This is a genomic window from Microcystis flos-aquae FACHB-1344 (assembly GCF_014698375.1).
Taxonomy (GTDB): domain Bacteria; phylum Cyanobacteriota; class Cyanobacteriia; order Cyanobacteriales; family Microcystaceae; genus Microcystis; species Microcystis aeruginosa.
The window spans coordinates 34,489-53,472 of the sequence record NZ_JACJSW010000117.1 but is presented as its reverse complement, the minus strand read 5'-3'; the positions used below and the strand labels follow the sequence as shown (position 1 = coordinate 53,472).

The window sequence follows — 18,984 nt, the reverse complement described above, 5'->3', positions numbered from 1 at the left end:
TGGACAAAAGTAAAATTAACTGTGGGGTAAGGATTCAGGAGTCAGTAAGAATTGCGGCAATTTACATTTCTTAAGATAGACAACAGAATTTATGTCCGTAGCTAATAATAAATCCTGTTTCAAGGGTATAGGAGAATGGGAAGTGGGAAAAAACAATCCATAACTTGGGAGTTAATCACACGATTAAAAACGGATTTGGTATAATGATAAAGATAAGAGCAAATTGAAATTATAGGAGTTTAATCAATGACCACCACCACTGCTATGGATAATGATTTAAAAAGACTAGAAGATTTAATCCTCAATGGACAGAAGATAATCGAACATCGATTCAACGAAATCGACAATCGACTCACTACCATGGACAATCGACTCACTACCGTGGACAATCGACTCACCACCATGGAAACTCGACTCACTACCATGGACAATCGACTCACCACCATGGAAACTCGACTCACTACCATGGAAACTCGACTCATTGAGGTGGACAATCGACTCACTACCGTGGACAATCGACTCACTACCGTGGAAACTCGACTCACTACCACGGAAACTCGACTGATTGAGGTGGACAATCGATTGAAGGTGATTGAGAATGGACAAGCGGAAATAAAAGCTGATGTCAAAAATGTTCAAAAAGATACTACCGATTTAAAGATTGAACTCACGGAAGTTAAAGGTGATATTAAAACTCTTGATAGTAAATTTGATGACATGAATAAACGCTTAGAGAAAGTCGAAGGAACCCAAAAAAATCAAATTTGGACATTGATAACTGTCTTAAGTGGTTCCTTACTAGCTGTGGGATTTAGAAGTTTTTTTATCAACAATAATCCCTAATCTCAGCAAGAGAATTGCTATAATTTGCTCAATAAAACAATGAAAAGTGATCGCCTAATTCTCCGTCCTTGGCAACTACCCGCAGACAAAGAGTCTTTTTTTCAGATCTATCAAAATTACGAAGTCACTTATTTTTTACCGAGAATTCGTCAGTTAGCCACGGATATTGAGAGTTTAAATGCCCATTTTTCCGAAAGATTAGCAACTATTCGTAATCAGGGTAATGGCAGCGATTGGTGGGCAATGATCGATCGAAAAAATAATCAGATTATCGGTTCGATAATTTTACAGAATTTACCCGATAACTACGGTTATCCTACCCCAGATAGCGAAATTGGTTGGCATTTACGACGCGATTATTGGGGACAAGGATACATAACCGAAGCGGCTAAAGTTATTCTATAATACGGCTTAATCACCTTACAATGCCGATTATCTACGCAGTGGTTAATCCCGATAATTATCGCTCAATTCGTGTCACCGAAAGATTAGGAATGCAATCAATGGGATTAACGAATAAATACTACGACACTGAAGCACTTTTATTCTCGATCGAAGCTTAAAGTTCATTAATAATTATTGATTGTTTCTTATTTTATAGCTGCTGTGGTGGTCATGCTAAACCCATTCTTGTTCAAAAAGCAAAAAGGGAAATATATTCCCTTTTTCTAGCTTTTATGGACCCAGATCCTAAACGGTTTCGGGTTTAACACCTCTTTGGTCGAGAACTTTCTGTAATTCTGCTTCGTCGGTTTTGGTCAAAGAAGTGCGTAACACTTTACCTCCGTAGGGGGCCACTTCATCGAGGACCTTATCGGGGGTAACTTTTTGGACGAGAACAAAGAGAGCAGAGGTACTGGGCTGCAGGGTTTCTCCCAATTCGCGCATAAAATTGTCATCCACACCGATATCACTTAAAGCACCTCCCAAAGCGCCACCAGCAGCACCGAGGACGGCCCCTAATAAAGGGGATAAAAAGAACATTCCGATTAATAATCCCCAGAAACTGCCACTAGCGGCTCCCGCTGCCGTTAAATTGACCGCTTGCTTGAGTTTAATCTGGCCATCTTTGTTTTTAACCACTACGGCAGCATCTTCTAGCTCGATGAGATGTTCCTGTTGCAGTTTAGCCAAAGTTAAACGAACTTCTTCTGCTTTAAATTCGTCCTCATAGGCGATGACAAATAGATCAGCCATAGTTTTTCCTCGATTATTAGTAAATAAAACCTTTATACACTACTTTTGCCGGATTAAAAAGTTTGAGGTATCGGAGAATACCTCAAAGCCATGGGGATTAGGTGTCATAAATACGAGCTTCAAAAGCATCGGGATTTTCTTGACAGTATTCCTCAAAATAGGTTTTTTCTGGTTTTTTAGCGCGTTGGTGTGCCAATTCTGCCTGTAATTCCTCAACAACATCCCAAGCTGCGGCACAACCGGGAGAATTTGCCCCTTTTTCAGCACAGACTGCCCGGGCAATATCTCTCGCTTTGATAATCTCCGCTTCTAAATCAAGACTGCGGGGCTTTTCGACGGCGTTACCTTTATGGAGAATGTCACTAACAGAGATAACACCGAGCAAACCGCCTTTAATTACTGGTGCGAAACGAATACCGGTATTAGCAAATAAGCGGGCCACATATTCAACCCCGAGGTCGGGATTAATCACGATGCAGGGTTTGCTCATCACTTCATAGACGCGCACCTTTTGCGGATCTTGACCGAAAGCGACGACTTTATAGACAATATCGGTTTCAGTGATAATTCCGTAAGCATCCTCATCGTGACGGCGATCAACAATGAGAGTTCTAATGTTCTTTTCTCTCATCAATTGTACCGCTTTGGCAACGGTTTCAGAACCTTTAATCTTGGCCACCTCCGTGGTCATAATTTCAGCTGCTTTCATAGTCATATTTGGAGAAGTTAAGTTGTGCCTTTGTTATTTTAAGACATAAACTGACCCCCAATACTGACGGCTGACGGCTAAAAAACCGCTCCCTGATTAACGCCATTCTACCAGTTGTCGTTCTTGGACGACCAAACCATATACTGTCTCGGTTTGACGGGCTAAATTCGCCCAATGAAAGCGTTTTTCTAGGTCTTCGTAGGCGTTATTAACTAATTCGTGGGCGTATTCGGGATGATTTAAAACCTCCAAAATGCCCCAAGCGAGGGAATCAGGATTATTGACCCGGGTGACAATTCCCGTTTGGCCATGACGGACAACTTCGGGAAAACCGCAGGTATCGGAAACTACCACGGGAACCCTAGCGGCGAAACTTTCCAGGGCGACAATACCAAAAGGTTCGTAAAGACTAGGAAAAACGGCACAATCGGCCACGGTTTGGAAGCGATCGAGGTTTTCATCGGACATAAAGCCCGTAAAATAACAATGATGCCAGATACCGAGATGCCAGGCCTGTTGTTTGAGTTTGTCGGTATTGCCGCCACCAATAATGACAAATTTAGTTTTAGCCTCGGTCTGAGCGAGGACTTTTGGGGCAGCGTTGAGTAACACCGAAACCCCCTTTTCAAAGGTCATACGCCCGACGTAATAGACGATTTTTTCGTAATCTTGGGCATATTGACAACGAAAAGCTCGGTAATCAAAGTTAGGGTCTCTTTGCTTTTTCTCGGCCCGAATACCGTTATAAACCACATCGATTTTATCCCAGGGTGCGCCCAAAGCCCGATGGACTTCATGACGCATATAGCCGGTACAGACGATAATGCGCCAAGCATTATAGACGAGGGTTCCCTCTTTGCCGGCGATATAGCGTTGGGTGTCGGTGTGCAGTCCGTTATAACGTCCGTATTCCGTGGCGTGAATAGTGGCAATCAGGGGGATTTTAAAGAGATGTTTCATGGCAATGGCCGCATCCCCTACTAACCAATCGTGGGCATGAACAAGGTCAAATTTTCCGTATTCGGCGATTAGTTTGCCGCCCTGTTGCCCCATGCTGTTATTCATGTTGACCACCCAATGGAAAAAGTCATTGCCGGGGGGGACGGGGACGCGGTGGATGTGAATGCCTTCGACCAGTTCGTAACTGGGGGCCTGACCGAATTCGATCGTGATTAAATGGACTTCATGACCGAGTTTGACGATTTCGGGATAGAGTTCAGCGACATGACGGGCGATACCGCCCACTAATCGCGGTGGAAATTCCCACGCCAAGACTAAAATCCTCATTTTTCCCTAACCTCGACCTGATTTAAGCTGGTAAGTAATCATGACATCCCCATGGTATCTATTTTGGCTCTGGTTTCTTCCTCTAATTGCCACTCTCCCTGCGCCAGTCTTGAGAGGATTTCTTGTCGCCACTTGCTTAATTGTTCCTGAAAAGCGGCCGTTTGTAGATCGTTGCGCCAGAAAATTAGGGCCGATTCGCCAGTTTGCGGATAATAATTTTTACGCTCTCCAGCGATGCGGAAGCCAAAATGCTCGTAGAGCGCGATCGCTGACTGGTTCGATACCCTCACCTCTAGCGTAGCCCTTTCCAGTTGTCTTTGTACAGCCTTCTCCAGAAGTTTGTAGAGAAGTAGTTGTCCTAATCCTTGTCTTTGATAGTCGGGGTAAATTGCTAGGAGGGTAATATGCGCTTCTTCGAGAATTGCCCAAAAACAAGCCAATCCGATTAGGGTTTCGCTATCCCGGTCCAGGGTAAGAATTAATAATTCACTGTTGGGGCTGTCTAATTCCCGTTGATATCCCGATAACGTCCAGATACCGCCGAGACTGGTGCGATCGAGTGCCACCATGGCGGCAAGATGCTCTGATTTTGGGGTTTTAAGCTGGATTTTTGCCATTGATCGGGGAAGGGAGCAGGGTGTGGGGTGTAGGCTGTGGGGTGTGGGGTGGTGGGGGAGTGGGGTGTGGGGTGTGGGGTGTGGGGAGAAGGGAGAATAAATAAAAATAATCTCCTGTCTCCTGAATCCTGTCTCCTGAATCCAATGGTAGATGTGGGATTTTTGCAGGAGTTCTATTTTCTGACAAAGATAAGCAAAAGTTATTTATTGACTGCAAAAACTTGAGAATATTTAAATTAACATTCCGCAATATTTATAAATTCTTAAGAATTAATTGAGAAAGATTTTTATTTAACAACGATGTTATCATAGTTACAGCGATTTTACTGAATTTCATAATGGGTTATTCTGTGCTTTTTTGGGCAGCAATGGTTGAAACCCTTGCCACACCTAGAAGGTAATCCCAATTAAGAGGGTTAAATCAGTCAATTTCACCCACAACGATGATCTTTTTTTTGTGTAGTTTTATTGCAAAAAAAAAGTTTTTTTGACAAAAAGCACAAAGTATGATACTAACCCAAGTGATTCCTGGCTGCGAGTAATTATTGTAGAGGGGGAGAGGGGAGAAAAGCTGACGGTTTCAAGATAACTGATCACCGATCACTGAAACATCACCCATCTTAATTTTTTTGGGCGGCCATCGTTAAGCGTTTTAATCCGGTTCTTAACATTTTCCCAGTATTCTCAAAATCGAATAGTATAGATTGAAATAACTCAATGTACGCAAACCTATGGATGGCAGCTTAATCCTGTTCAATATTCTCAATCCGCCGGTTTTGTTCTTTTTCTTGGGAATGCTGGCAGTATTTTTTAAATCCGACCTAGAGATTCCCCAACCACTGCCTAAACTCTTTTCTCTCTATCTGTTGATGGCGATTGGTTTCAAGGGAGGTTATGAACTAGCGGAAAGTGGCATCAATAACCAAATCGCTTTAACTTTGATTGCCTCTGTGGTTATGGCTTGCATCGTTCCCATTTACACTTTCTTTATCCTGAAAATTAAACTCGATAGTGCCAATGCAGCAGCGATCGCCGCAGCCTATGGTTCCATTAGTGCCGTTACTTTCATCACCGCCAGTTCTTTTTTAGAAAAACTTCATATTTCCTATGGCGGTCATATGGTAGCGGCCTTAGCTTTAATGGAATCGCCGGCGATTGTAGTGGGTTTAATCCTGGTGCGAGTCTTTAAAGAGAAAAATGGCGAAGAAGAAGCGTTTTCTTGGTCAAAGGTTCTACATGAAGCCTTTTTAAATGGTTCGGTATTTCTCTTAGTCGGTAGTGTTGTGGTTGGTATGCTCACAGGGGAAAAAGGCTGGGAAAAATTACAACCTTTCACTCAAGGGATTTTTTATGGTGCGTTAACTTTCTTTCTCCTTGATATGGGATTAGTGGCGGCGAAAAGAATCCGGGAATTAGGCAAAACTGGTTCTTTTCTCATCGGTTTCTCGGTGTTCATTCCCGTCATCAATGCTATGGTGGGGATTCTCATTGCTAAGGTTCTCGGATTTGAACAGGGCAATGCTTTATTATTCGCTGTTTTGTGTGCCAGTGCCTCTTATATTGCTGTTCCTGCGGCCATGAGAATGACTGTTCCCGAAGCGAATCCTAGTTTATACATTTCTATGGCCTTGGCTTTAACTTTTCCTTTCAATATCATCATCGGTATTCCTCTGTACCTAGAGATGATCAAAATCATTGGCTGTGGAGTCTAAAAGGCCCGGCGGTTTTTAAATAATTCCTGTCAAAATTGTTCTCTTTCACTTGTCCCTTTTTTACTTAACTACCATGCTTGAATCCCCGCATCCTTCCCTACAAACTGTCAAAAAAGTAGACATAATTGTTAGTCATGCTTTTCTGGAAGAAACCTTAAGCGTTCTTGATGTTGTCGGAGTTTCCGGTTATACCGTCTTTGGCAGTACTTCGGGAAAAGGTGATCGAGGTTTATCCTGTGATGACTTGGATTGTGATTACAGTGGTAACTACATTATGACGGTTTGTAATAGTGACGAACAACTTGGTCGTCTGATCGATAAAATTCAGCCTTTTTTAAAAAAAGCCGGCGGAATTTTTGTGGTGACTACGGGCCAATGGCTAAGTCATTAGACCTCTCGTAAAAATCAAAAATTGTCGTAGTTAATTAGGAGTCAGTGGCCAGTATTCAGCCGTCAGGAGAACGATCTTTCCCGGTAATTAGTCACCGCAATAAGGACAGCCTTATTGAGAATGACTAAACATAGAAGTATTACCGGGTAAGGGTTTCTCAATCAACATAGGAAATACTTATATCTCCTTAAAATCTTCCTCAAAGCCGAAACCCTTATTATTTCGTCGTCAGCCAGAAAAATTACAAGGGCAATAAATCCCTGAAAGCATTGATAGGCAACGGTTGTGGGTTTTCAAAAGTCAGTGACTAATTACCTTTCCGGGTTTAGAATTTATCTGTATCTGGTCTGGGGCCAACAGCACCGGCGGGATTAACAAAAAGATTACCCCCAGCTTCATTTTGGAAGATACAATCGATTTTCGGTTTGCCTTCCAAGGGGCCGGTATAACCAAAGGTATTCATCCGGTTTTTACAACTTTGCACCTGCTGTCCATCGACTAATTTTTGTTGTTCTAAAATTGACCAGTTATTGCGTCGCAAAACGCAACCGGGTTGCATGACTGGTTGGGTAACAAAAACATTAAAGGGGTTAAGAGTGACATAAACCCGCAAATCGGTGACAATGGCACTAGCCCCAAATTGCACGCATAATTCCGCATTGGGGGCGCTGCGATCGATTACTTCTCGGGAAGCGACGTTTTCGGGGCTAAAATTAGCGGTAGAACTGAATACCAGACCGAGACCCACTCCTAGTACAAAAATACCGCCAATCAGGGCGATCATGGCATAGTTTAATTTTGCCAATAGGCCTCCGGGGGACGAAGCGCGAGAGTCATCGCCATAGGATCGATCATAATCACGATCGCGCGATCGGGGAGGAGTATAACGAGGTCTTCTATTCATAGAAATTTCTGATGTGGCCGCTATGGCGGTCAGTCGTTAGCTATTAGCTTATCACTGTTCTATCCTAGCAACCCGGGGGATAACCGACAGGATAGGTCTAGTATAGAGCTATATCGTTTTTTTTGGGTTAGTATGCTATGGTGGATCACTAAACAGAGTAAGTCAGCCTAATCCAAGTTTCTATGCTAGATATTAGCTAGACAAATTCGGAGCGGAGGAACCACATTTGGGGGCGTATTTCTAGATTTTTTAGCCTAGAAAAGGATATCTCTCTATCCTAGCCCGTCAGCTAACTTCGTCGGCGTGGGGGGGAAGACTGAAACATCACTACATTCCTAGCAATGTCTTGATCGGTTCAGTTATGTCGCTGATACTACTTGATAGTCATAACTTACAGGAGACATTGTATATGGGGATTCTCATGCAGGTTCACCGATCACAACAATTTTAAGATTTTCCGTCGATAACCATATTTTTTGTGAGTTTGCTATATAGTTCGGGCAAACTTTTAGTCGTATCGAGAAACCGAAAGTAAAAACAGGATCAAAAATGCTGGAATCTTTACCAATGTGGATTGCTGCAATGACTTTTATTGCAGTCATTGTGGTGATTATGTTCGAGTGGCTTCATATTACCGTAGCGGCTTTACTGGGGGCTTTAATCTTAGTTTTTACCCATATCATGACTCTCCAGGAGGCGGTGGGTTATATCAGTCGCAGTTATGCCACTCTCGCCCTATTTTTTGGGGTGATGGTGTTAGTGAGAGCCTTTGAACCAACGAAAATTTTTGATTATTTAGCAGCACAAATGGTGCTTTTAGCCAAGGGACAGGGCAAATTATTACTAATAGGAATTGTCGCCATTACTACCCCGATCTGTGCGGTATTACCCAACGCTACCACGGTGATGTTATTAGCACCTCTAATTCCCCCATTGGCACAGGATATCGGTGTGGATTTTGTGCCGCTCTTAATCCTGATGGTTTTCGTAGCCAACAGTTCCGGATTATTAACGATTGTTGGTGATCCCGCTACTTATATCGTCGGTGATTCTATTAATATCACCTTCATGGAATACCTACAGCGCTTGAGTTTAGGTGGTGCCTTGGCAGTGATTACCATTCTGGTTATGTTACCTTGGTTATTCCCGAAAATCTGGCGGACAAAATTCGAGCATTTAGAAGAATTACCCCATCCGAAAATTAATCATCCTCGCGTCTTAGCTCTGGGGGGAATTATCGTCTTTTTAGTCTTATTTTTATTCGTCGTCGGTGAATCTTTTCCCGTACCCATTTCTCCCGCGGCCGTTGCTTTGATGGGTGCCACTTTAGCCCTACTTTTAGCCCAGCAATCGAAGATAGATACGGTTCATAATATTCTCCGGGATGTGGACTGGAGTACCCTATTATTTTTTATGTCAATTTTTGTCCTAATTGGCGGCTTAGAAAAAACTGGCGTAGTTAATAGTGTATCGGGATTTCTGTCGATAATTTTAGGCAAAAATATCTTTTTAGGTTCTCTAGTCTTGCTGTTTTTTGTCGGTTTTATTTCCAGTGTAGTTCCGAATATTCCCCTAGTGGTGGCCATGGTTCCACTACTGAAACAGTACCTGGTTAATGTTAATTTAGTCGGGACAGAGGTTCTTTCTCCCGATTATGCCGGTTCTTTTCCCCCGGAAGTTTTACCGCTTTTCTACGCGATGATGTATGGGGCCACCCTAGGGGGTAATGGTACTTTAGTGGGGGCTTCTTCTAATATTGTCGCCGCCGGCATCGCTGAACAACACGGGGGCAAAATTACTTTTCATACCTTTCTGCGCTACGGTTTACCAGTGATGTTTACTCAGTTAGTCGTCTCGGCAATGTATATGTTAATTTTCTTTGTCTAGTCTATCTCCGGTGGCATTAATGTTAAGTTCGCCTAAGATTGACAAAAACGTTAACATTGATTAACATTCTCCTATCGTGCTAGATAATCTGGATTGATCGGCGATCGTGAACAAAAAAATCTCTGTTTTAGCACCAGATTTATCCGGTGGTGGTGGCACAAGAGTCTATTTGATTGCTCAAGTCTTGCAACAGCTAAACTGTCAGGTGACGGTCTATGGCCCGATTTTTGGCCGGGAAATCTATCCAACCCCACCGGGGAATTTACCGGTGGTATCGGTCAAAGGCAATAATTATCCCCAGTTTTTTGGCCAGATCAAAACTTTACTCGATCGCCTCTCCGGAGAGATTATCTACGCGGTTAAACCCCGTCCCACCAGTTTTGGCATCGGTTTACTGAAACGTTTTTTTTCCCCACGTCCCCTAATTCTCGATATTGACGATTGGGAAATGAGTTGGTTTGGTGGCGATCAATGGTCCTATCGTCCTCATCCCCGACAATTAGCTAGGGATATCCTCAAAAAAAATGGTGCGCTTAGGGACCCGAATCACCCTCTCTATCTGCGTTGGATGGAAAATTTAATTAACCGCGCTGATGCGGTGACGGTTAATAATCAATTTTTGCAAAAGCGCTATGGGGGGATTTATTTACCGAATGGCAAGGATACGCAACTTTTCGATCCCAATCTCTACGATCCTGTCGCTTGTCGTCAAAAATACGGTTTATCTGCCTATAAAGTCTTAATGTTCCCGGGTACTGCTAGACCCCACAAAGGTTTAGAAGATGTCTTAATCGCTTTAGATCAAATTGGCGATCCTGATTTTAAATTGGTGGTGGTCGGTGGTCGCCAAATCGGGGATGGTTATCTGGATAGTTTGCTAGAAAAAGGTCAACCTTGGTTAATTCATTTACCTGCTCAACCGCTCGAGCGAATGCCGGAAGTTGTGGCCGCTGCTCATGCTATTATCGTTCCCCAGAGGGATGAAGCCACGGCTAACGCCCAATTTCCGATTAAACTCACCGATGGTATGGCGATGGCTAAACCGATTATTTCCACTAAAGTGGCAGATATTCCCGAAATTTTAGCTGATATTGGCTATTTAGTCGAACCTCGATCGCCAGAGCAACTAGCTGTCATAATTAGAGAAGTTTTTAATCATCTCGACTCGGCTAATGCACGAGGACTAAAAGCGAGAGAGCGCTGTATCGCCTCCTATAGTACCACCGCCATGGCGACAACTCTCTCTGGCATAATTACTTCTCTGGAAGGGAAATATTAGATTGTAGCGAGTAGGATAATTGACCGTTGACTATTTACTTTATTACTTATAGCGATGAATCCTAATCAAATTCTCCTTAAATATACGCTGAAACACTGGTTATTAGTGGTTTCCAGCATTGTTATCGGCTTTGTCAGTACCGTATTTAATGGGGTAGGAACTGTTTTAGTTATCCCCTTACTAATTTCTTTTATTAATCCCGAAAATGATCTCTTAAAAAATGCCCCCCAAATTATCAAAAAGCTGCTCTCAGTTTTCGAGGTTTTCTCGGTCGATACTCGTTTTTTCTGGATGTTTGCGGCGATATTAGGGATTTTAATTCTCAAGCATAGTACCAATTTTGTTAGTAATTTGTTAGGAACTTACTTGTCTTTAATTATGGCCAAAGATATGCGAATTGATTCAGTTATTCTGTTGCTAGAAGTGGATATAGATTATTATGTAAAAAGTAAAATAGGAGATATTTTTAATCGTTTCATGTCGGAGATTAATCGAGCCGTGGGATCAATTAGAAATTACATAAACCTGATTAAGATTATCGGCACAGCTTTCATGTACTTGGCTATTTTATTATCAATTTCTTGGCAATTAACTATTCTTTCTAGTCTTTTGGGTGGCTTTTTAGGTCTGCTTAATCAATACTTTGTCAAGAGATCGAAAAAGTTTGGAGAGATTATCACCGTAAAGGCTAAACAGCAAACTAATAAACTGTTGGAACTGTTAACGGGAATTCGCCTAATTAAAGCGGTAGGCAATGAAAGATACGAATTAGAATCTATTGTGGAAGATATCGAAGCCCGGGAGAAAGCGGGTTTAGATGCCCAGACTAATAATGCTGTAATCGCTCCGCTCAATGAGATCGGTGGGGTAATTATTATTGCTTTAATTATCATTGCTGGTCGTTATCTTTTTAATGAACAACTTCAAGCTTTAGCGACAATTTTATTGACCTATCTCTATGTACTTTTCCGGGCCCTGCCGATAGTTGGTCAAATTAACAGTGCTAGGAGTAGTCTATTGGGTGATGTTTCCGCAGTAGAGGTGGTAGCGGATTTTCTCATTCGAGAGAATAAACCATTTATGAGCAATGGCTCTATTCCCTATCAAAGATTAGAGACAGGTATTCATTTTGATAACGTCCAATTTTCCTATCCCGGTCATCAAGAATTAGTTCTCAAGGGCATCGATCTTTGGATTCCAAAAGGAAAAATGATCGCTCTTGTTGGTGCTTCGGGGGCTGGAAAATCGACAATTGCTGATTTATTACCACGCTTTTATGATCCTACAGCCGGGAGGATTCTTTTTGACGGTCAAGATTTAAGGGATTATGAGATCAAAACTGTGAGAAAAGCCATGGGAATAGTCAGTCAAGATACTTTTCTCTTTAATAATTCTCTCCGTTTTAATATTGCCTACGGATTAAGCGATGTTAGTGATGCAGAAATTTTAGCAGCGACAAAAAGGGCGAATGCCTACGAGTTTATCTCCAAACTGCCGGAAGGACTGGATACGGAAATTGGCGATCGTGGAGTGAGACTTTCGGGGGGACAAAAACAAAGATTAGCGATCGCTCGTGCCTTACTGCGAGATCCAGATCTTCTCATTCTCGATGAAGCCACCAGTGCTTTGGATACAATTTCTGAGCGTTTAGTACAGGAAGCGATCGATGAACTCTGTCGCGAGCGGACTACTCTTGTGATCGCTCACCGTCTTTCCACTGTTCGAAAAGCCTATCAAATTGTGGTGCTGGACAAGGGAAAAGTGGCAGAAATCGGCAATCATGAGGAATTATTAGCTCAAGGTGGTCATTATGCCCGTTTACACGCTCTGCAATTTAGTGATAGCAAAGAGGCCGACTCTAAGAATAGGGAAGATGAGCAAAAAAGAAAAGCTTATTTATCCTACGAAGCGAGAAGCAGTCTTAATAGTCTTTTAGGTTCTCTGCGTCTAGTATCTGAAGATTTAATCGAAGATTCTCAGGAGAAACAGGAAATTTTAGAAGAATCCTGTAGTTCAGCCATGCGACTTCTCCATATTATCGAAGACTACGAGTATTCCTCGACTCGATAGCTCTCCTGCAAAAATCAAAAATTGTTGTCATAGTAAATCCGGTTATTAAAAACTGATTATTTATTCTCCCTTTTGTATGAGTGCCTGTCCTAATATGTAGCCTATACTCAACGGATTTAGTATTAGTTGAATAATCTTTGCAGAAAAGTGCTTCGATCCCGCAGGAAAACCTGGGCGCAATTGCGCCCCGGCATTCCCGAAATTGAGCCGCCGGGGTGAGTTCCTGCCCCAGTTAAATAAAGGTTTTTAATTGGGGTTTTGTAGTTAGCTATTTCCGGCAAAGGACGCAGGAAAATCATCTGATCTAAGGTCATATCAAGATGATAGTAATTACCTTTATAGGAACCCAAACGATTAGCTAATTCGGCCGGACTTTCCACCCGACGGGCAATAATGGCGGATTTGAGATTTGGGGCATAATCGGCCAGTTTATCAAGAACTCGATCGGCCACGCGATTTTTTAATTCTTCCGTCCATCCCGTGCCGTTTAATCCTGTTCCCTCGGCCCCGGCAATCTGATAGGGGGCAAAAAATTCGATCCAGAGGGTATGCTTACCTTGGGGAGCCATGGAGGGATCGAGAATAGTGGGTACATCTAGGTACATCGAGGGATTTTCGTCGGGAATCTGCCCCAAAATCGTTAAAGCGTGGGCCTGTTCAACGTGACGCACGGAATCGGCGATGAGAATCGTTCCCTGTAAATACTCCTCTTTGTGATCGTAAGCCTCGAACCTTGGTGCTTCGGCGAGGGCGCAATCAATTTTAAGAATTGTTTCATTGTTATTGACAATTCGCCGTTCTACCCTTTCTCGCAATTCCGGATCGGCGGCATCCACATCGGCGGGGGCGACTAACTGTAAAAAGACTCGTCTAGCGTCAATATTAGAGATAACACCCGCTTTTGCCAGATATTCTTGTCCAGAGTCCACTCTAACCCCGATCGCTTGTCCTTCCTCCATCAGAATCTGTTTAACTTTCTGCTCGGTTAAAATTACCCCACCGAGACTGACAACACATTTCACCAGAGCCTCGGTTAGTGCGCCCGTACCACCACGAGGGCGAGCCACCCCGGGAGAATGACGCATCGCCATCATCATCATCCCAGAGGTAATGCCTTTTTGGGAGGGAGGAGCGCCAATTTCCGCCGCTAGACGAGCCAGGGGTGCTTTGACAAATTCGCTCTCAAACCACTCATTGAGGACATCTTCGGGGGAAGTAATCATCGTGCGGATGAAGTCGAGCAGTTTCTTTTTCGAGCCGATCGCTTTCCAGACACTAGCTAAGGCACTAGAGTTATAATTGCGGGCGATTCTGAGCAAATCTTGGGGCGGAGCGTTAAACCAAGGACCGATCGCATTCATCAACTGTGCCCAATAGTCGATAAACTGAAGGTAGCGATCGGCATCTCGCGGACAAAACTGGGCAATTGCGGCGTGAGTTTTTTCCAGAGAGCGATAGGAAAGAAAATATTGGCCAGAGGGATGGGGACAGAAAACGGTAGGATCGAAGAATAAATACTCTAATCCGTGGCGTTTTAGCTCCAATTCCTCAATTACCGGTCCTAAAAAGATAAATTCGTGATCGATCGCACAGAGATTAAACTTAAAATCGGGGGCCAGATCTGGGATAACCGCTTCTGTGGTAGCCGCTCCTCCGGGTACGCTACGCTGTTCCAGAAGGAGGACGCGATAACCGGCTTTGAGGAGATAGGCGGCACAAACTAAACCATTATGCCCCGCACCGATGAGGATGACATCGTAACTTTCCATGCAGTTTCAAAAATTCCTATTTTTAATTTTGCGCTTTTCTTGGCCTTAATATGTTAAAAATAGTTAAAGATTAGCTGCTGTCAGCAGATTTCAGCGAGTCGTTATGAGTGAGCAGGTAGAAAACATTTAATTTTTCCTTTTTTTTATGAGTTCTTCAATCAAAGTTATTCAACCATCGGGTATTTTAGATGGCAACCAAGCCAGCCAATTTCGCCAAGAAATTGCTGAAGCTGTGCAGGGAGGTTCAGAGGTGATTATCGTTGATTTCAAGGATGTCACCTTTATGGATAGTTCTGGTTTAGGTGCTCTAGTTTTATCCTTGAAAACCGTGCGTTCTGCGGGGGGGAAACTATTGATCTGCTCGATTAATGAGCAGATAAAAATGTTGTTTGAATTGACCGATATGGATCGAGTTTTTGAAATTTTTAATAACCGAGAAGAATTAGAACAAAAAATCCTCGGAAGTTAATTAAGTAGGGCTGGCTGAATAAATGTGAAATGTAGGCAGGGTAAGGGTTTTGTGCCTTTTCTTGCTCCCACAGGTGCAAGATTTTGAGAGAATCGTGCTTCAAAACCTTGCGTCTTCATCGGCCCGCGTCCTGTAGGGGCGAAGCATTCGGATAGAAAATCTACGGTTTCACCGATAGGTTATTGCCCGAATGCTTCGCCCCTACTTTTTGCCGCAGACCCTAAGTAGTCGTGCAAAATTAATTTATTGGTTGGGATAGGCAAAAGGCAAGAGGCACTCATGCAAAAGCTTTATCGAAATGTGTAATTAATTTTGCTTAGGTACTTAACGAAAATCCACCTGCATGATCGAAAGATCATCCCTAAAATTACCATCAAATTGTAAAGCTTGAATTTTTTCAATAAAATTATCGATATTTTTAGCAGAATTACAGTGATAATTTCGTAAAGATTGAATAAAGTTTTCTAGTCCCCACATCCTACCATCAGCACAATCGATCTCGTAAATTCCATCGCTAAAAAGATAAAGGCTACTGGAGAAATTCAGGGATTGAACCTGATTGATATATTCTGCTTCCGGAAACATTCCGATGGGAAAACCGGGGGCTTTCAGTCTGGTTTCAATCATCTGTCCAAAAGGTTTTTGAGTCAGGAGAACTGCCGGGGGATGACCGGCACTGGCATAGGTTAACTGTTGTTGTTTCTGATCATAAATCCCGTACCAGATAGTAAAATATTTATCATTCTTAGGACTGATTTGATAAACTTGATTTAACCCATGTAAAACCTGATTAGGTTGATAGTAATTCACCTGAGTTAAACCATGAGAACGGAGTAAATTAATCACCGAAAGGGAAGGTAAAGCCGCTCGCAAACCATGGCCAGCCACATCTAAAAGATATAACATCAAATGGTCATTATCTAACCAATAATAATCAAATCCATCCCCCCCCAATCGACGAGAAGGAAGGAAGCGAAAATCGATAGCAAGTTTTGGAGAAATAAAAGGTTCTGGTAACAGTGATCGCACATATGCCGCCGCTTCCGCTAACTCCATTTCTAGTAATTGTTTTTGCGCTTGCAGATCATGACTTAATTGATGCAAACGAATTCCCGCCCGCACGCGCGCTCTTAACTCATTAATCTCGATCGGTTTGCATAAAAAATCATCCGCCCCCGCATCCAATCCCTTGACCCGATCCTCCACCGATCCCAAAGAAGTTAAGAGGATAAAAAAAGTTGTTGACAGTTGGGGATTGAGCTTAATTTGCCGGCAAACTTCCAAGCCATCGATCCCCGGCATCATCCAATCACAAATAATCATCGCTGGTTTTAGTTGCCCCGCTTGCTTTAATCCTTCTTCCCCATCACTGGCAATAAAAACCTCGTATTCCTTCCGCAAAGCGCGGCTCAAAAACGTTTGAATTACTCCATCATCATCAATTACTAGAATTCGTACCATCTTTTTTGTGACTTGACTATCTCAATCTTACTGCCTACCCCCGACTCCCTGACAGATGACTTTGCTTGTCCCTCAACCAGGGATTAAATCCAGAATCGAGCTAACACATCAGTCATAGTTTGGGAAAAATGGTATAACTTCTAGCGTAAGGCATTGGAGAGGTAAGCCGGGGGTGAAGATTTCTTTTCAGGTAGATAGCGATCTCAAGTCCTTAGATACCGTTTTAAAATATTTTGAGCAACTTGAACCAGCGGGCATTCCCCAAAAAGACTGGCTCCAGTGTCAGCTTGCTCTTGCCGAAGGTTTTACCAATGCAGTCCGTCACGCTCACCGACACCTACCTCCCGAAATCCCGATCAAGATCGAGATCGAGATTACCCGATCCCAGATGGAAATTCGCATCTGGGATCGGGGTTCCGCCTTCGATTTAGAGGACTTTATCGAGAAAAACGCCTATCATGACTATAGTTTCTCTGGTCATGGGCAAGGACTGCCGATCCTCCAAAAAATCGCCGATCAACTCAGTTATACTCGCAGCGAAGATCAGCGCAACTGTCTGTTAATTATTAAACAATTTTCCCGCCATGAATCCGATCGCGCCCCTCGTTTCTCCTAGTTGGTTAGTGACTAATCTCGATCGCCCCGATCTGATGGTTATTGACTGTCGTTTTCAATTAAACAATCCCGATCTCGGTTATCAAGAGTATTTAGCCAATCATATTCAAAATTCCTTCTATTTACACCTCGATCACGATTTATCGGCTCCCATTGCCCGTCATGGCGGCCGTCATCCTTTACCGAATCCGCAGACAATAGCCGCTAAATTAAGCTCTTTAGGGGTGATTTCCGGCCAAACTCATGTCATCGCCTACGATGCCTCCCGTTTTGCCTTTGCCAGTCGTCTCTGGTGGTTATTACGTTATCTGGGCCATGAACGAGTCAGCATTCTCGATGGTGGTTGGCAAAATTGGTTAAATGCCGGTTATCCCGTCTCCAATCAGATACCTGTGCCGAAAACCGGCGCTTTTCTCCCCCAAGTTCAAGAGGATTGGGTAGTCACGATCGAGGAGGTAAAAAGGCAAAAAGAGCAAGGGGGAGTGGTGTTAATTGATGCCAGGGAAAGCGATCGCTATCGGGGCGAAAGGGAACCGATCGATCCGATCGCCGGCCACATCGAGGGGGCGCTTAATTATCCCTGGTTAGAAGTCACCGATAGTCAGGGTTTTTCTCAACCCCCGGCCCAGCAAACACAACGTTGGCAAGAGCGGCAAGGCGATCGAGAAATTATCCTCTACTGTGGTTCGGGAGTGACAGCCTGTGTCAATATCCTTTCCCTTACCCTAGCCGGATACGACAATGTTAAGCTATATTCTGGAGGTTGGAGTGATTGGTGTTCCTACCTGATCTAACCAGCCTTGTTGATACCCATCTATCAAGAAAGATGATCAAAATGACCTAATTACTGTACAATCTCTCTATTATCACTTTTAATTATTCCGAAACTATTATCTAGTTTGTCTCCTAAGTGGGTGGGTGGAATTAAATATAAGATGAACGTAGGTTGGGTTGAAGCATGAAACCCAACGCCCGCATGGGTTACGCTACCGCTAACCCATCCTACAAATAATTGTGCCTCCCTACTTAGATAAAAAAGCTAATTTTTATTTTAGTTGCTATCTTTTTGCTCTCAAATCACCGCTATTCCTCAAAGAATAGTCGTTTTCCCCCGTAAAATTACTCAAAGGTAATTTTATAGTTAAACTCTATAAAAAATTAGGTATGTATTTTGTATGACAGAAGCCGGTCTTTGTCATTGTAATGGTGGCGGCCGTCCGAAAGATCGCCTTTCGATTTTTGTGGATGGCAATAATATGTTTTATGCTCAACAAAAAAATGGTTGGTTTTTTGACCCGCGTAAGGTGTTAAATTACTTCACCAACGACCCGAATATTATGTTAATTAATGCCTTTTGGTACACGGGTTTAAAAGATTCCCAAGATCAAAGAGGTTTTCGCGATGCTTTAATTAGTTTGGGTTATACGGTGAGAACAAAAATTTTGAAAGAATATTATGATGATAGTTCCGGTCGTTTTTCCCAGAAAGCTAATTTAGATATCGAAATTGTCGTCGATATGTTTAATACCGTCGATCAATACGATCGAGTGATTTTATTTAGCGGTGATGGCGATTTTGAACGAGCGATCGAACTATTGCGCTCTAAAAATACTCATATTACTGTAGTTTCTACGGAAGGGATGATCGCTAGGGAATTGCGAAATGCCACCGATCGCTATATTGACCTGAATGATATTCGCAAAGATATCGAAAAAAGTGATTATTAACCGGCCGTTTTGTCTTTAAACCGGCTATTTATCCCATTTTTCTTTAT

At 42.9% G+C, this 18,984-nt stretch carries 20 protein-coding genes and 1 riboswitch; of the genes, 12 read left to right on the top strand and 8 right to left on the bottom strand.

The features are described 5' to 3' along the window. Nucleotides 1-246 precede the first annotated feature (246 nt). From H6G48_RS09680 to H6G48_RS26270, 3 genes are read left to right on the top strand one after another with little or no spacing between them, the layout of a single operon-like run. Nucleotides 247-843: a hypothetical protein gene (locus H6G48_RS09680; protein WP_190721335.1), complete on the top strand. Its 597-nt coding sequence runs from the start codon at nt 247-249 to the stop codon at nt 841-843. Between the two features lie 39 nt (nt 844-882). Beyond that, nucleotides 883-1,248 carry a GNAT family N-acetyltransferase gene (locus H6G48_RS09675; protein WP_072319559.1) on the top strand — a complete coding sequence of 122 codons (366 nt, stop codon included), beginning with the start codon at nt 883-885 and terminating at the stop codon, nt 1,246-1,248. Between the two features lie 20 nt (nt 1,249-1,268). After that, nucleotides 1,269-1,406: a hypothetical protein gene (locus tag H6G48_RS26270; RefSeq protein WP_008203558.1), complete on the top strand. Its 138-nt coding sequence runs from the start codon at nt 1,269-1,271 to the stop codon at nt 1,404-1,406. Between the two features lie 127 nt (nt 1,407-1,533). Here the strand turns inward: H6G48_RS26270 and H6G48_RS09670 are convergent, their stop codons facing one another. The 5 genes from H6G48_RS09670 to H6G48_RS27445 all read right to left on the bottom strand — a co-directional run bounded on the left by H6G48_RS09670 (nt 1,534) and on the right by H6G48_RS27445 (nt 4,903). Continuing rightward, on the bottom strand, nt 1,534-2,040 hold the full coding sequence (locus tag H6G48_RS09670; protein ID WP_061430426.1) for a DUF1269 domain-containing protein: 507 nt from the start codon (nt 2,038-2,040) through the stop codon (nt 1,534-1,536). A gap of 97 nt (nt 2,041-2,137) precedes the next feature. Then, nucleotides 2,138-2,755: a CP12 domain-containing protein gene (locus tag H6G48_RS09665; RefSeq protein ID WP_190721333.1), complete on the bottom strand. Its 618-nt coding sequence runs from the start codon at nt 2,753-2,755 to the stop codon at nt 2,138-2,140. Between the two features lie 90 nt (nt 2,756-2,845). Beyond that, entirely contained in the window at nt 2,846-4,036 is a 1,191-nt protein-coding gene (locus tag H6G48_RS09660) for a glycosyltransferase family 4 protein (RefSeq protein ID WP_190721330.1), read from the bottom strand. Between the two features lie 38 nt (nt 4,037-4,074). Beyond that, a complete protein-coding gene (rimI, locus tag H6G48_RS09655) occupies nt 4,075-4,653 on the bottom strand; it encodes a ribosomal protein S18-alanine N-acetyltransferase (RefSeq protein WP_190721328.1) in 579 nt (192 codons plus the stop codon). Beyond that, nucleotides 4,634-4,903, bottom strand: coding sequence for a hypothetical protein (locus H6G48_RS27445; protein ID WP_423202539.1), 270 nt, complete (start codon nt 4,901-4,903; stop codon nt 4,634-4,636). Before H6G48_RS27445 ends, rimI begins: the two co-directional genes overlap by 20 nt. Before the next feature lie 481 nt (nt 4,904-5,384). On the opposite strand from H6G48_RS27445, the gene H6G48_RS09650 reads away from it, so the two are divergent. Then, nucleotides 5,385-6,365, top strand: a complete 981-nt coding sequence (locus H6G48_RS09650; RefSeq protein ID WP_002756655.1) for a sodium-dependent bicarbonate transport family permease — start codon at nt 5,385-5,387, stop codon at nt 6,363-6,365. A gap of 73 nt (nt 6,366-6,438) precedes the next feature. After that, entirely contained in the window at nt 6,439-6,756 is a 318-nt protein-coding gene (locus tag H6G48_RS09645) for a P-II family nitrogen regulator (RefSeq protein ID WP_190721326.1), read from the top strand. Between the two features lie 325 nt (nt 6,757-7,081). Here the strand turns inward: H6G48_RS09645 and H6G48_RS09640 are convergent, their stop codons facing one another. Further along, nucleotides 7,082-7,660 (bottom strand): DUF3172 domain-containing protein, encoded by a 579-nt coding sequence (locus H6G48_RS09640; RefSeq protein ID WP_002733879.1) that lies wholly within the window; start codon nt 7,658-7,660, stop codon nt 7,082-7,084. Between the two features lie 188 nt (nt 7,661-7,848). After that, nucleotides 7,849-7,979, top strand: a riboswitch (cyclic di-AMP (ydaO/yuaA leader). 230 nt (nt 7,980-8,209) lie between these two features. On the opposite strand from H6G48_RS09640, the gene H6G48_RS09635 reads away from it, so the two are divergent. The 3 genes from H6G48_RS09635 to H6G48_RS09625 all read left to right on the top strand — a co-directional run bounded on the left by H6G48_RS09635 (nt 8,210) and on the right by H6G48_RS09625 (nt 12,896). Continuing rightward, nucleotides 8,210-9,547: an ArsB/NhaD family transporter gene (locus H6G48_RS09635; RefSeq protein ID WP_190721324.1), complete on the top strand. Its 1,338-nt coding sequence runs from the start codon at nt 8,210-8,212 to the stop codon at nt 9,545-9,547. Between the two features lie 106 nt (nt 9,548-9,653). Continuing rightward, a complete protein-coding gene (locus tag H6G48_RS27165) occupies nt 9,654-10,826 on the top strand; it encodes a glycosyltransferase (protein ID WP_190721322.1) in 1,173 nt (390 codons plus the stop codon). Nucleotides 10,827-10,880: 54 nt separating this feature from the next. Continuing rightward, nucleotides 10,881-12,896: an ABC transporter ATP-binding protein gene (locus H6G48_RS09625; RefSeq protein WP_190721320.1), complete on the top strand. Its 2,016-nt coding sequence runs from the start codon at nt 10,881-10,883 to the stop codon at nt 12,894-12,896. A 122-nt stretch (nt 12,897-13,018) separates the two neighbouring features. On the opposite strand, the gene crtO is transcribed toward H6G48_RS09625, so the two are convergent. Further along, entirely contained in the window at nt 13,019-14,665 is a 1,647-nt protein-coding gene (gene crtO / locus H6G48_RS09620; RefSeq protein WP_190721318.1) for a beta-carotene ketolase CrtO, read from the bottom strand. Between the two features lie 145 nt (nt 14,666-14,810). Between crtO and H6G48_RS09615 the strand changes: the two genes are divergently transcribed. Continuing rightward, nucleotides 14,811-15,134 carry an STAS domain-containing protein gene (locus tag H6G48_RS09615; protein ID WP_004162031.1) on the top strand — a complete coding sequence of 108 codons (324 nt, stop codon included), beginning with the start codon at nt 14,811-14,813 and terminating at the stop codon, nt 15,132-15,134. Nucleotides 15,135-15,458: 324 nt separating this feature from the next. Here H6G48_RS09615 and H6G48_RS09610 read toward each other — a convergent pair whose 3' ends face one another. Continuing rightward, nucleotides 15,459-16,595, bottom strand: a complete 1,137-nt coding sequence (locus H6G48_RS09610; RefSeq protein ID WP_190721317.1) for a PP2C family protein-serine/threonine phosphatase — start codon at nt 16,593-16,595, stop codon at nt 15,459-15,461. Nucleotides 16,596-16,767: 172 nt separating this feature from the next. Here H6G48_RS09610 and H6G48_RS09605 point away from each other — a divergent pair, with 172 nt between their 5' ends. The 3 genes from H6G48_RS09605 (at nt 16,768) to H6G48_RS09595 (ending at nt 18,937) form a co-directional block, all read left to right on the top strand. Next, on the top strand, nt 16,768-17,211 hold the full coding sequence (locus H6G48_RS09605; protein ID WP_190721315.1) for an ATP-binding protein: 444 nt from the start codon (nt 16,768-16,770) through the stop codon (nt 17,209-17,211). Continuing rightward, nucleotides 17,180-18,004, top strand: a complete 825-nt coding sequence (locus H6G48_RS09600) for a sulfurtransferase (protein WP_190721313.1) — start codon at nt 17,180-17,182, stop codon at nt 18,002-18,004. Before H6G48_RS09605 ends, H6G48_RS09600 begins: the two co-directional genes overlap by 32 nt. Nucleotides 18,005-18,385: 381 nt before the next feature. Continuing rightward, nucleotides 18,386-18,937 carry a LabA-like NYN domain-containing protein gene (locus H6G48_RS09595; protein WP_002764933.1) on the top strand — a complete coding sequence of 184 codons (552 nt, stop codon included), beginning with the start codon at nt 18,386-18,388 and terminating at the stop codon, nt 18,935-18,937. Nucleotides 18,938-18,984 lie beyond the last annotated feature (47 nt).

Excerpts from the sequence above, each read along its gene's own strand:
- H6G48_RS09680 (WP_190721335.1), top strand. The coding sequence starts at position 247 with ATGACCACCACCACTGCTATGGATAATGATTTAAAAAGACTAGAAGAT.
- H6G48_RS09675 (WP_072319559.1), top strand. The coding sequence starts at position 883 with ATGAAAAGTGATCGCCTAATTCTCCGTCCTTGGCAACTACCCGCAGAC.
- H6G48_RS26270 (WP_008203558.1), top strand. The coding sequence starts at position 1,269 with ATGCCGATTATCTACGCAGTGGTTAATCCCGATAATTATCGCTCAATT.
- H6G48_RS09670 (WP_061430426.1), bottom strand. The coding sequence starts at position 2,040 with ATGGCTGATCTATTTGTCATCGCCTATGAGGACGAATTTAAAGCAGAA.
- H6G48_RS09665 (WP_190721333.1), bottom strand. The coding sequence starts at position 2,755 with ATGACTATGAAAGCAGCTGAAATTATGACCACGGAGGTGGCCAAGATT.
- H6G48_RS09660 (WP_190721330.1), bottom strand. The coding sequence starts at position 4,036 with ATGAGGATTTTAGTCTTGGCGTGGGAATTTCCACCGCGATTAGTGGGC.
- rimI (WP_190721328.1), bottom strand. The coding sequence starts at position 4,653 with ATGGCAAAAATCCAGCTTAAAACCCCAAAATCAGAGCATCTTGCCGCC.
- H6G48_RS09650 (WP_002756655.1), top strand. The coding sequence starts at position 5,385 with ATGGATGGCAGCTTAATCCTGTTCAATATTCTCAATCCGCCGGTTTTG.
- H6G48_RS09645 (WP_190721326.1), top strand. The coding sequence starts at position 6,439 with ATGCTTGAATCCCCGCATCCTTCCCTACAAACTGTCAAAAAAGTAGAC.
- H6G48_RS09640 (WP_002733879.1), bottom strand. The coding sequence starts at position 7,660 with ATGAATAGAAGACCTCGTTATACTCCTCCCCGATCGCGCGATCGTGAT.
- H6G48_RS09635 (WP_190721324.1), top strand. The coding sequence starts at position 8,210 with ATGCTGGAATCTTTACCAATGTGGATTGCTGCAATGACTTTTATTGCA.
- H6G48_RS09625 (WP_190721320.1), top strand. The coding sequence starts at position 10,881 with ATGAATCCTAATCAAATTCTCCTTAAATATACGCTGAAACACTGGTTA.
- crtO (WP_190721318.1), bottom strand. The coding sequence starts at position 14,665 with ATGGAAAGTTACGATGTCATCCTCATCGGTGCGGGGCATAATGGTTTA.
- H6G48_RS09615 (WP_004162031.1), top strand. The coding sequence starts at position 14,811 with ATGAGTTCTTCAATCAAAGTTATTCAACCATCGGGTATTTTAGATGGC.
- H6G48_RS09610 (WP_190721317.1), bottom strand. The coding sequence starts at position 16,595 with ATGGTACGAATTCTAGTAATTGATGATGATGGAGTAATTCAAACGTTT.
- H6G48_RS09600 (WP_190721313.1), top strand. The coding sequence starts at position 17,180 with ATGAATCCGATCGCGCCCCTCGTTTCTCCTAGTTGGTTAGTGACTAAT.
- H6G48_RS09595 (WP_002764933.1), top strand. The coding sequence starts at position 18,386 with ATGACAGAAGCCGGTCTTTGTCATTGTAATGGTGGCGGCCGTCCGAAA.